The 12,478-nt window shown below is 59.5% G+C and carries 9 protein-coding genes; 6 read left to right on the top strand and 3 right to left on the bottom strand.

Features of this window, described 5'->3' with window-relative positions:
- Position 1: 1 nt before the first annotated feature.
- Entirely contained in the window at positions 2–1,216 is a 1,215-nt protein-coding gene (locus M727_RS0124305; protein WP_027154842.1) for a glycosyltransferase family protein, read from the bottom strand.
- Between the two features lie 466 nt (positions 1,217–1,682).
- Entirely contained in the window at positions 1,683–2,543 is an 861-nt protein-coding gene (locus M727_RS0124315; RefSeq protein ID WP_051505702.1) for an AraC family transcriptional regulator, read from the bottom strand.
- 237 nt (positions 2,544–2,780) lie between these two features.
- Here M727_RS0124315 and M727_RS0124320 point away from each other — a divergent pair, with 237 nt between their 5' ends.
- The 6 genes from M727_RS0124320 (at position 2,781) to M727_RS0124345 (ending at position 11,882) form a co-directional block, all read left to right on the top strand.
- Positions 2,781–4,253 carry an alpha-glucosidase/alpha-galactosidase gene (locus tag M727_RS0124320; RefSeq protein ID WP_027154844.1) on the top strand — a complete coding sequence of 491 codons (1,473 nt, stop codon included), beginning with the start codon at positions 2,781–2,783 and terminating at the stop codon, positions 4,251–4,253.
- 204 nt (positions 4,254–4,457) lie between these two features.
- Positions 4,458–6,542: an ABC transporter substrate-binding protein gene (locus tag M727_RS0124325; protein WP_084646861.1), complete on the top strand. Its 2,085-nt coding sequence runs from the start codon at positions 4,458–4,460 to the stop codon at positions 6,540–6,542.
- Between the two features lie 122 nt (positions 6,543–6,664).
- Entirely contained in the window at positions 6,665–7,678 is a 1,014-nt protein-coding gene (locus tag M727_RS0124330; RefSeq protein WP_027154846.1) for an ABC transporter permease, read from the top strand.
- Positions 7,675–8,802, top strand: a complete 1,128-nt coding sequence (locus M727_RS0124335) for an ABC transporter permease (RefSeq protein ID WP_051505699.1) — start codon at positions 7,675–7,677, stop codon at positions 8,800–8,802. The genes M727_RS0124330 and M727_RS0124335 overlap by 4 nt, the downstream gene beginning before the upstream one ends.
- A gap of 13 nt (positions 8,803–8,815) precedes the next feature.
- Positions 8,816–10,486, top strand: coding sequence for an ABC transporter ATP-binding protein (locus M727_RS0124340; protein ID WP_027154848.1), 1,671 nt, complete (start codon positions 8,816–8,818; stop codon positions 10,484–10,486).
- 22 nt (positions 10,487–10,508) lie between these two features.
- Positions 10,509–11,882: an alpha-glucosidase/alpha-galactosidase gene (locus tag M727_RS0124345; protein ID WP_027154849.1), complete on the top strand. Its 1,374-nt coding sequence runs from the start codon at positions 10,509–10,511 to the stop codon at positions 11,880–11,882.
- A 239-nt stretch (positions 11,883–12,121) separates the two neighbouring features.
- Here M727_RS0124345 and M727_RS43185 read toward each other — a convergent pair whose 3' ends face one another.
- On the bottom strand, positions 12,122–12,460 hold the full coding sequence (locus M727_RS43185) for a hypothetical protein (RefSeq protein ID WP_023797948.1): 339 nt from the start codon (positions 12,458–12,460) through the stop codon (positions 12,122–12,124).
- Between the last annotated feature and the right edge of the window lie 18 nt (positions 12,461–12,478).

Raw genomic sequence — 12,478 nt, forward strand, 5'->3', positions numbered from 1 at the left:
CTCAGATCATGCCTTCAATGACCGAAAGGTGATGGCCGCCCCGCCGGTCGAGCAGTTCCGAGACGATTTCAGAAATGTGAGGCAGCCCTTCCAGCGTCAGATGCGGATGGCTCTGCGATGGGCCGGGCCGGGCCGGCAGCACCTCCAGCGCATTGGCAAACCGCTGGGAATCCTCGGCTTCTTCCGGCAAAAGCATCTCGATGAGGCCGAGTTCGGCTGCGCGCCGTGCTCGGATCAGTTGTTCCTCGCGGGGCTTGACGCGCGGCACGATCAGCGCCGGCTTGTCGAAAGACAGTATCTCGCAATAGGTGTTGTAACCGCCCATCGCCACGACCGCCTTGGCGCCGGCAATCAGCTCTTCCATGCGGTTGTCGAACTCGATGATCTTGACATAGGGGATCTTGGACCCCTTCCTGAGCAGCTTGTTGCGCTTGCGCGCCGGCATGTAAGGCCCAAGCACGATCAGCGCCCTATGCTGCAATTGTGGATCCTGCTGATAGGCATCGATGACGCTGTGGATCAGATCGGCGCCGTCACCGCCGCCACCGGTGGTAACAAGGATATAATCGCCCTCGGGCCGGTGGCCGGGCAACTCATTCTTCTGCAGGCTCCGTTGCAGGAAACCGACGAACTTCATCTTTGCTCTGATAGCCGGCGGCACATCCAGGCCGGTCAACGGATCGTAGAAATCTGGCGGACCATAGACCCAGACCTTGTCGTAGAACAGGCCTATCTTGCGCATCACATCCCTGTGTGCCCACTCTGCTTCGAGCAGATGCGGCGCGTCCATCACCTCGCGCAGGCCAAGCACGAGCGTGGTGCCCCGCGTCTTGAGGTAGGACAGCGTGTCCTCGATCTCACCGCGCAGGCCGAGCGGTTCCTTGTCGACGATGAAGATATCCGGCCGGAAGGTCTCGGCTGTGTGGCGGATGATCGACTGGCGCATCCTTAGCGTCTCATGCAGATCGATATCCTTTTCCAGCGACGTGTATTCGCCGTTGCGCAACTTGATGACGCTGGGGATCTTCACGAAGTCGACACGGGCGCGGTAGTCGAAGGCGCCAGCGATAGTCGCACCCGAAATGATAAGCACCTGAAGTCCGCGGAAATCCTCGACCAGCGAATGCGCGATCGTCCGGCAGCGCTGCAAGTGGCCGAGCCCGAACGTGTCGTGGCTGTACATGAGAATTCGAGCATTTTGTACGTGCTGGGTCATTGTTGAACGTCTTTTGGAATTCTCGCCTGAGGACCGTGGACGACCCCGCACGAAACCATCCTCGCGGGTCTGCCGACCTGTTTTGGAACATGACGGCGCAATTATCAATTACCCAAGAGGGTCCATATGCAGAAGCCAGGAAGCTGCGTCTGCTCAGCTGCCACGCTGGTCCAGAAGAACCTGCATCATTTTCTGGTCTTGATCATCTCGGATTGGTAGCGAAGATTCGGATAAGGCGGCGTTGGCAGAAATAGACGTTTCCAAGGTTGGCGTCGAGCGTTCGAATCGCTTCATCCGCTCCAAGTTCTCTCAAGGGAATCAAGCTATTGAGAGGCGCCTTTCGGGACGCCTTTTGCTTACAAGGCCAGCTTTGCCGCCTCCTGAAAGCCGATGTCCGAGTGACCAGGTTGACGGTCTCTCTCGCGCTAAAAGCAGCCATCAAAGGGTGACAGGTTAGCGCTATTTGTCATCTGTCCAAAATCTGCCCCTGCTGATAACCGGCGCTTGCATACATGCCAGTGGTTCTGAATTCTGTCGGACTGACGCCGAAGCCACGTCGGAATACCTTGGCGAAGTAGTTGGGATCTTCGAAGCCGCACATGCCGGAAATATCCTTCACCGGAAGGTCGGCGGACATGGTCAGTAGCTTTGCGGCGCGGTCGAGGCGTCTGTTGAGGACGAACTCAGCCGGAGGAATACCTTCATGCGCCGAGAACACACGTGAGAAATGCGCGCGACTGAGACCGGAAAGCCGCGCCAGCTCATCGACCGGCAACGGCAGATGCAGATGCGCACCGATATAGTCAGTCACCTGACGCACTACCGAATTCTCCGCCACGTCATTTCCGTGCAGTTCGAACACGTCGTCATAGAGTGCCATGGCCGCCTCGTAGGAAATTGCCGACGCGCGTGCCGGCGTTGAGCCGTCGCCTTTGACCAGCCGGTAGGCGCAGTCGGCCAGGTTATCGACGGTCGTTGCCCGAAGGCTGAACACCGGTCCTTTCGTTGCCAGGACCTCTCTATGGATGCGCAACGCTTCCGCGCCATGCATCGATATCCAGAAAAACTCCCAGCGCCCGCCTTTTTCGACCCAGTAGCGGTGCGAATGCGGAACAACCAACAGCATCGTCTCGCCCGGAGCGATGCGGTAGGACCTGGTTCCGTAACGCAGGTTTCCGGTGCCGCTGATGGTGTGCTGCATCACTGTGAACGGCGTCTGCCCGCGCCTGCGGCCATCCCAGCTGTAGCCGGCATCCGTTCTCACGTCGTAGCCGGTGCTCGTCGGCATGGTGTGCAATCGCTGCCGAGCGCGCGGCAGAGAAATCATCTTCGTCACCGGTCCAAGGTCGACGAGTTTTTGCAGCACAAAATTACCCTACAAAGCACATCTACGCCCTACCGCAGGGGCGTGATCTTACGCATATTGACCAAAAAACAAAAGAGATGAGGATGAAATCCCGGTTGCACGCCGCTTGGTTGCGTGTCTTCCGAATAACACGCCTGGGCTGGATTTCCACGAACCGATTTTACCTATCGGTCCAATCCGCTTGCGGAGAAGGTTCGAATGAGCAGATTTAAGATCGCAATCATTGGCGCGGGCAGCGTCGGTTTCACCAAGAAGCTGTTCACGGACATTTTGTGTGTGCCGGAGCTACGCGATATCGAGTTCGCACTGACCGACATCAGCGAGCACAATCTCAAGATGATCGAGTCAATTCTCCTGCGGATCGTCAAGTCGAGCCAGCTTCCTGCGCGGGTGACCGCGACGACGGACCGCCGCAAGGCGATCGAGGGCGCGCGCTACATCATTAGCTGTGTGCGCGTCGGAGGTCTCGCCGCCTATGCCGACGATATCCGCATCCCCTTGAAATATGGCGTCGACCAGTGCGTCGGCGATACAATCTGCGCCGGTGGCATTCTCTACGGCCAGCGCAACATCCCGGTCATTCTGGATTTCTGCAAGGACATTCGCGAACTGGCCGAGCCAGGCGCGAAATTCCTGAACTATGCCAACCCGATGGCGATGAACACCTGGGCGGCGATCGAATTCGGCAAGGTCGATACGGTCGGTCTCTGCCATGGGGTCCAGCATGGGGCCGAGCAGATTGCCGAGATCCTCGGCGCCGGGGAAGGCGAGCTCGACTATGTCTGCTCCGGCATCAACCACCAGACCTGGTTCGTCGACGTTCGCGTCAAGGGCCGCAAGATCGGCAAGGATGAGCTCGTCGCCGCCTTCGAGGCGCATCCGGTCTTCTCGCGGCAGGAGAAACTCAGGATCGACGTATTGAAGCGCTTCGGCGTCTATTCGACCGAAAGTAACGGCCACCTGTCGGAATATCTGCCCTGGTACCGCAAACGGCCTGAGGAGACCGCCAAGTGGATCGACATGTCGGACTGGATCCATGGCGAAACCGGCGGTTATCTGCGCTATTCGACCGAAACCCGGAACTGGTTCGAGACCGAGTTCCCGCAATTCCTCGAAGATGCGGGAAAGCCCTTCGATCCCGGGCGCCGCTCGAACGAGCACGCCAGCCACATACTGGAGGCGCTCGAGACCGGCCGGGTCTATCGCGGGCACTTCAACGTCAAGAACGAAGGCGTCATCACCAATCTTCCGTCCGATGCAATCATCGAATCGCCTGGTTTCGTCGATCGCTTCGGCATCAACATGGTGGCCGGCATCACGCTTCCGGAAGCCTGCGCCGCGACCTGCATTTCGTCGATTAATGTCCAGCGCATGTCCGTCCACGCGGCAATCTCCGGCGACATCGAACTCCTGAAACTGGCCGTGCTGCACGATCCGCTGGTTGGCGCCATCTGCACACCGGAAGAAGTCTGGCAGATGGTCGACGAGATGGTCGTGGCGCAAGCGCAATGGCTGCCGCAATTCGCCCATGCGATCGACAGCGCCAAGGAGCGGCTGAGCCGCGCGACGGTAAAAACGCGGGAATGGAAGGGCGTCGCCCGCCGCGAGGTTCGCTCGATCGAAGAGATCAGGGCCGAAAAGGAAGCCATGAAGTTGCGCGCGGCCGGCTGAGACATTGGTTGCGATAAGCCAATGTTCCGGAAAACCGGGCGGACAGGATGGTGCCTCGGCGAATGCGCCCGGGCAGCACGGCACTGTCATCCGAGAAAGCGGAATACCGCTTCTGAGAAAGCGGAATACCGCTTCGTTCGATGCTTGTAGGAGGAGAGCCATGCCATCGCGGCAGGCCCGAAGCATAAGGGAGAAACCAGGACAATGAACATTTTTGGCCGCATGAAAACCGCCGCCGCGCTTCTGTTTGGCGTATCGGCGTTCGCGATCCAGGCCGTGGCCTCCGAGCCGACGATCGTGCCGGAACAGCCGCCGTTTCCGGCGCAAGGCAAGATCACTTACGTGCCGCGCGATTCAATTCTGGAATTCAAGGCGCTATCCGAATATCGCGAGCCGGAGTGGGTCACCGAAAAATTCGTCAAGACCCGGAAACTGCCTCCGTTGGCCGAGCGGCTGCCAAAGGAGCCGATGGTCTTCAAGACAGGCAACATGCCCGACGGGATAGGCGTCTATGGCGACACGATGCGCCACGTCATCGGCGGCCGGCCGGAAGGCTGGAACTACAGTGCCGGGCAGACGCAAGGCTGGGGCGGCATTGACATTGCGATGTTCGAATGCCTGACGCGCACCGCGCCGCTCTTCCAGGTCGATGCCAAAGACGTCGAGCCGCTGCCCAATCTTGCCCGGAGCTGGGAGTGGTCGGAAGACGGCCACACACTGACGATGAAGTTGATCGAAGGCGCAAAGTGGTCCGACGGAGATCCCTTCGACGCCGATGACGTGATGTTCTATTGGGACGACAATGTCGTCGATCCGAACGTCTCGCCGCTGAACGGTGCAACACCGGAAACGTTCGGAGAAGGCACCACCCTGAAGGCGGTAGACAAATATACGATCGAATGGACTTTTAAGGACGCGTTCCCGCGCCAGCATCTCTATGCGATGGCCTATGGAACCTTCTGCCCTGGCCCCTCGCACATTTTGAAGACCAAGCATCCGAAATATGCAGGCACCACCTACGACGAGTACAAGAACGGCTTTCCGCCGGAATACTTGAATATGCCCGTCATGGGCGCCTGGGTGCCTATCGAATACCGTTCGGACGACGTCATCGTGCTTCGCCGCAATCCTTACTATTGGAAGGTGGACGAAGAGGGAAATCAGCTGCCCTATCTCAACGAACTGCACTACAAGCTTTCGACTTGGGCCGATCGCGACGTGCAGGCGATCGCCGGGTCCGGCGATATCTCGAACCTGGAGCAACCTGAAAATTTCGTGGAATCGCTGAAGCGCGCCGCACAGGAAACGGCTCCCGCGCGGCTGGCATTTGGCGCCCGGCTGATCGGCTACAATCTGCGCATGAACTTTTCAGCCAATGGCTGGGGCGAGCCGGACGAGCGGGCGCAGGCCGTACGCGAGCTCAACCGCAACGTCGATTTTCGTAAGGCCGTGACCATGGCCATCGATCGCAAGAAACTCGGCGAATCCCTCGTCAAAGGACCCTTCACCGCGATCTATCCCGGCGGCATTTCCTCTGGCACGAGCTTTTACGACCGCGCCTCGACGGTGTACTACCCGTTCGATCTGGAAGGCGCCAAGGCGCTGCTGGAGAAGGTCGGGTTGAAGGACACGGACGGCAACGGCGCCGTCAACTTCCCGGCCGGTACAGCTGGCGGCTCGGACGTACAGATCGTGCTTCTGGTGAATTCCGACTACAGCACCGATCGCAATCTCGCGGAAGGTCTGGTCGGCCAGATGGAACAGCTTGGCCTCAAGGTCGTGCTCAACACAATCGATGGCGCGAAGCGCGACGCAACCCAGTATGCCGGGCGCTTCGACTGGCTTGTTCGCCGCAACGAGCAGGAACAGACCTCAGTTGTGCAGAACACGACCCAGCTTGCCCCGACCGGTCCGCGCACGAGTTGGCATCACAGGGCAGGAACGGACGGCACCGTCGATCTGATGCCGTTCGAGCAGGAACTCGTGGACGTCGTCAACAAGTTCATCTCCAGCAATGACAATGACGAGCGGGCTGATCTGATGAAGCAGTACCAGAAGGTCTCGACGACGAATCTCGATACGATCGGCCTGACAGAATATCCGGGTGCGCTCATCATCAACAAGCGCTTCTCCAACATTCCGGAAGGCGCGCCGATCTTCATGTTCAATTGGGCGGAGGACACGATCATCCGTGAACGGGTCTTCGTCGCGGCCGACAAGCAGGGCGACTACGAGCTGTTCCCCGAGCAGCTTCCGGGCAAGCCCGGTGAAGGCGGTCCGATCAACTGACCGCAGTCGATTTCCCCTCCGGCGAGCATCCGCCGGAGGGGAGGTTCCGAATTGAACCGTGGAGATACCGCGCCTCGTGAAGGAGCAGATCGCCACGAGCCACAAGAGAAGCAAACACGATCATGTTCAGATTTCTGCTTGTGCGTATCGCCTCGGCGATTCCTGTCCTCTTCGTCCTGAGCGTCGTGACGTTCGCGATCATCCAGGCCCCGCCGGGCGACTACAGCGACTATGTGCGCTCGCAACTGATCAACCAGGGTGGCGCGTCCTTCGAAAAGGCCGACGCCCAGGCGCAGGCCTACAAAATCGCCCATGGCCTCGATAAGCCCTTGCCCCTCCAGTACGTCAACTGGATCACCGGCATCGTCACCCGCGGCGATTTCGGCCACAGTCTCTTCTACAACAAGCCTGTCGCCGATGTGGTCGGCGAACGTCTGCCCCGTACGCTGGCGCTGGCGCTCGTCTGCCATATCCTGGCATCGGTGATCGGGATCACCTTCGGCGTTTTGGCGGCAACCCGGCAATATTCCTGGGTGGACAGCGTGCTGTCGGGGATCTCGTTTCTCGGCATGACGGTACCGCGATTCCTGATGGCGCTGATCATCGTCTATATCCTGGTGTTCCACTTCAATGTCACTGAGATCAACAGTTTCCATTCCGCCCGCTACGGCGGGGCGCCCTGGTCGTGGGGCAAGTTCGTCGATCTGGTCAAGCATGTCTGGCCGGTCATCGCGATCGCCACATTGGGCGGGCTCGCCTACAACATGCGCGTCATGCGGGGCAATCTTCTCGATACGCTGAACGCCCAATATGTCGAAACGGCTCGGGCCAAGGGCTTGAGCGAGCGCACGGTGATCATGCGCCACGCTGTGCCGAACGCGCTGCATCCGCTCGTCATGTATCAGGGCGTCGTGCTGCCCTACATGCTGACCGGCGAGATCGAAACCGCGATCATCTTCGCCCTGCCGACGGTCGGCCCGGCCATCGTTGGCTCGATGTGGATCGGCGACGTCTATGTCACGGCGACCTTCATGTTGGTTCTGTCGGTGACCCTGATCGTCGGCAACATCATCGCCGACATGCTGCTTGCAGCGCTCGACCCGCGGGTTCGCCTTGGGGGAGGGACCGCCGCATGAAAGCCGACGTCCAATCCATAATCTGCGCCTCCGTGCCGCCGGCCAAAGGCAATGGCAACGAAACCTATACCGCGCTTGTCTGGCGCCGTCTGAAGCGATCCTGGACCGGCATGATAGGGCTGATCCTTGTCTGCCTCCTGATGATCATGACGATATTCGCGGAGTTCTTCGCACCCGTCGATCCGAAGCTGACCGGCGTCGGTTTCGCGCCGCCTCAGACAATCAGCATGACGGATCGGGGCGGGAACTTCGTCTTTCCGCCGCGCAGCTATCCGATTCGTGAAACAGATGAATTCGACCCCGTCACGTTCCAGCCGATCGTAGGCCCCGACTACGAAAACCCGCAGACGCTCGGCTTTTTCGTCAAAGGGTTCGGATACAGGCTTTTCGGACTGATCCCGGCGCAGCGGCATTTCTTCGGCGCCACCGACGGAAGCCCGGTCAATTTCCTCGGCACCGACAAATTCGGCCGCGATGTGCTGTCGCGCATCATCTACGGCTCGCGCATTTCGCTGATGATCGCCCTGACCGTGGTGTTCATCATCACGGTAGTCGGCACGACGGTCGGCATGGTGTCCGGATATTTCGGCGGAAGGTTCGACGCATGGGTGCAGCGCTTTGTCGAACTGGTGCTCGCCTTTCCGCAACTGCCGCTTTATCTCGCGCTCACCTCGCTGATTCCGGTGACGGCGCCGACCAATGTCTTCCTCGCGTTCGTCATCGTCGTCATGTCGGCGCTCGGCTGGGCACAACTGTCGCGCGAAGTTCGAGGCAAGACGCTGGCGCTGGCGCGGATCGACTATGTGCGGGCGGCGATGGCGATCGGCGCAACCGACCGCCGGATCATCTTTCAGCATATTTTCCCCAACGTCATGAGCCACGTCATCGTCGCCGTCACGCTGGCGATCCCCAATGTCGTGCTGCTTGAATCCTTCCTCGGCTTCCTCGGTTTCGCGGTGAAGCCGCCGCTGATCTCCTGGGGGCTGATGCTGCAGGATACCGCGACATACTCCGTCATTGGGTCCTATCCCTGGATCCTTGCCCCCGTGGGTTTCGTGCTGGTCACCGTCTTTGCGTTCAATGCGCTGGGCGATGGTCTTCGCGACGCCGTCGATCCCTATTGAGAAGGCCGGCACCATGGCTCTGACGGAAAAGACCTCGATGGCGCCGGACGAACGTCACGATCATGCGGTGAGGACCGGCAGTCCGATCATCGACGCCCGCAATGTCGCGGTGACCTTCAAGGTAGAAGGCGGAACCGTCGACGCGGTCAAGGATGTCTCGTTTCAGCTCTATCGCGGCGAGACCATCGCTGTGGTGGGAGAATCCGGCTCCGGCAAGTCGGTGACGGCGCGCACGGTCATGGGCCTGCTCACCAAGCGGGCCACCGTGGCCGTGCACTCGCGGATCGAATATGATGGGAAGAATGTGCTGAAATTCTCCGACCGGCAGCGCCGGGCGCTGCGCGGCGACCGCATTTCGATGATATTCCAGGAGCCGATGAGCTCGCTCAATCCGGTCTACACGGTCGGCGCGCAGATCATCGAGGCGATCCGCGTTCATCAGAAGACGAGCCGCAGGCAAGCTGCGGAGCGTACGCTGGAGCTGTTGCGGCAGGTGCAGATTCCGGACCCGGAAAGCCGCTTCAACCAATATCCGCACCAGCTTTCAGGCGGTCAGCGCCAGCGCGTCATGATCGCCATGGCGCTCGCCAATAATCCGGACGTACTCATCGCCGACGAACCCACGACGGCACTCGACGTCACCGTGCAGGCGCAGATCCTCAACCTCATCCGTGATCTGCAGCAGAAGCTCGGTATGGCGGTAATCCTGATCACTCACGATCTGACGGTCGTTCGCCAGTTTTCCGACTACGTCTATGTCATGAGCCAGGGCGAGGTGAAGGAGCACAACACCACTGAAGCGCTCTTCAAGAACCCGCAGCATCCCTATACGCGCCATCTTCTGGCGTCCGAACCAAAGGGCATGGCCAATCCGACGCCGGTGGACTCAGCCGTCATTCTCGAGGGCAGCAATGTGCGGGTGTCGTTCATGCTAAAGCATGGCGGGTTTTTCAAGCCGCGGCTCAAGGAACTCGTCGCCGTCGACAGCCTCAGCCTAAAGCTTCACCGGTACGAAACGCTGGGGCTGGTCGGCGAATCCGGGTCCGGCAAGACGACGTTCGGGCAGGCGCTGGTGAAGCTCCTGACGGCCGACGGCGGCGAAATCTTCTTCGACGGCGAACCGATCCACGCAAGGACACGTGACCAGATGCGGCCGCTCAGATCGCGCATGCAGGTCGTCTTTCAGGATCCGTTCTCCTCGCTCAATCCGCGCATGTCGGTCGGCCAGATCATCGAGGAGGGGCTGATCGTCAATCGGCTCGGCGACGACAAAAGTGATCGGTTGCAGCGCGTGGAGCAGGCGCTTGTCAGCGCCGGGCTTCCGCACAACATCCTGTCGCGCTTTCCGCACGAGTTTTCCGGCGGACAGCGCCAGCGCATCGCTATTGCGCGGGCAATCGCACTCGAACCGGAATTCATCCTGCTCGACGAGCCAACATCGGCGCTCGATCTCTCCGTTCAGGCCCAGATCATCGACCTCCTGCGCAAGCTGCAGGACGAGCGCGGCCTGAGCTATCTCTTCATTTCCCACGATCTCAAGGTCGTACGCGCGCTCTGTCATCGGGTCGTGGTGATGCAGCACGGTAAAATCGTCGAGGAGGGACCCGTCGACGAGGTTCTTTCCCATCCGAGGACCGCCTACACTGAACGGCTCGTCAAGGCCGCGTTCGAGGTAGCCGCATAATCGCAGACAAGAGGCGCAATTCATGACGAGACAACCCAAAATCACGTTCATCGGGGCCGGTTCCACCGTCTTCATGAAGAATGTCATCGGCGATGTGCTGCAGCGGCCGTCACTTTCGGGCGCTACCATCGCGCTGATGGACGTCAATCCGCAGCGCCTCGAAGAAAGCGAGATCGTCGCCGGAAAGCTGGTCAAGACGCTTGGTGCTGCGGCGACCATCGAGACGCATTCCAGCCAGCGCAAGGCCCTAGAAGGCGCGGACTTCGTCGTCGTTGCCTTCCAGATCGGCGGCTACGAGCCCTGCACGGTCACTGATTTCGAGGTGCCGAAGAAATACGGCCTGCGCCAGACGATCGCCGATACGCTCGGTGTTGGCGGCATCATGCGGGGTTTGCGCACCGTGCCGCATCTCTGGAAAATCTGTGAAGACATGATGGCAATCTGCCCCGACGCCATCCTCCTGCAATACGTCAACCCGATGGCGATCAACACCTGGGCGATTGCGGAAAAGTATCCGCTCATCAAGCAGGTCGGTCTCTGCCATTCGGTGCAGGGGACGGCTTTCGAGCTCGCCCGAGATCTCGAAATCCCGCTCGATGAAATCCGTTACCGTGCCGCCGGCATCAACCACATGGCCTTCTACCTGAAATTCGAGCATCGGCAGGCCGATGGCAGCTACCGCGACCTTTATCCGGATCTCGCGCGCGGTTACCGCGACGGGCGATTTCCGAAACCCAGCCACTGGAATCCGCGCTGCCCGAACAAGGTGCGTTACGAGGTGCTGACCCGCCTCGGCTATTTCGTCACCGAAAGCTCGGAGCATTTCGCCGAGTACACGCCCTATTTCATCAAGGACGGCAGGCCCGATCTGATCGAGAAGTTCGGCATTCCGCTCGATGAATATCCCAAGCGCTGCATCGAGCAGATCGAGCGTTGGAAAGGGCAGGCGGCCGCCTACCGGAGCGCCGAGAACATCGAGATCGAGGAGAGCCATGAATATGCTTCCTCGATCATGAACTCGGTCTGGACCGGCGAGCCCTCGGTTATTTACGGCAATGTCCGCAACAATGGGTGCATCACCTCGCTGCCGGAAAATTGCGCGGCCGAAGTGCCGTGCCTGGTCGATGCGTCCGGCATCCAGCCGACCTTCATCGGCGCCTTGCCGCCGCAACTGACGGCGATCATCCGCACCAATGTCAATGTGCAGGAACTGACTGTCGCGGCCTTGATGACAGAAAACCGCGAGCATCTTTATCACGCGGCGATGATGGATCCGCATACCGCCGCCGAGCTCGATCTCGACCAGATCTGGTCGCTGGTCGACGACCTGCTCGCCGCACACCGCGACTGGATTCCGGAGTGGGCGCGGATCTCGAAAAACGTGCAGGCAGCGTAAGGACGGAACGGTCCTGGTTTGGAGCCGCGATATGGCGTCTCCAAAGCCGACGTTCAGCCGTACCGGAAGTCATGACTCTGACCGGCCTTCCGGCCGCCGCCTCGGAAGCGGCATTCAGCCGGATGCCAGAGCGTATGAGCCCGCTCCCGTCCTTTGCACACGAATTCGATTCGCATCTCAAAAGGCAGACGTCCGGAAAGTGTAGCCGAATGGTCTTTGACGCCTGGATAAACCGCCTGTCAGCCAACGAAGAGTACCATCGCAGGATGTAGTTTTTTGAGATTTGGCAGCGATTTCGACTGCCAAGGTATTTCCGAGCTTCCCCGGACAATGAGTTGGATCTCTGGATGCTTTCTGACCTCTATGGTAAATTTGGCCAATAAATTGATGCCCGACGAGTTAAGGAACTCCAAGTCTGATACATGTATCGTTATAGTAGTAGGATTTGAGGTAAGGACATTCATCATTAGCTGCAAAATGGGCGCATAGGCCTCAGAACTGGACAACCTCATTACGCCGTCAAAATAAACATCGCTTCCTTCGTTCCACACGCGATAATTTGTCGTTGTTATGTCCACGATTTTGTCTTCATTTCG

Source organism: Mesorhizobium sp. WSM2561 (assembly GCF_000513915.1).
GTDB classification, from domain to species: domain Bacteria; phylum Pseudomonadota; class Alphaproteobacteria; order Rhizobiales; family Rhizobiaceae; genus Mesorhizobium; species Mesorhizobium muleiense.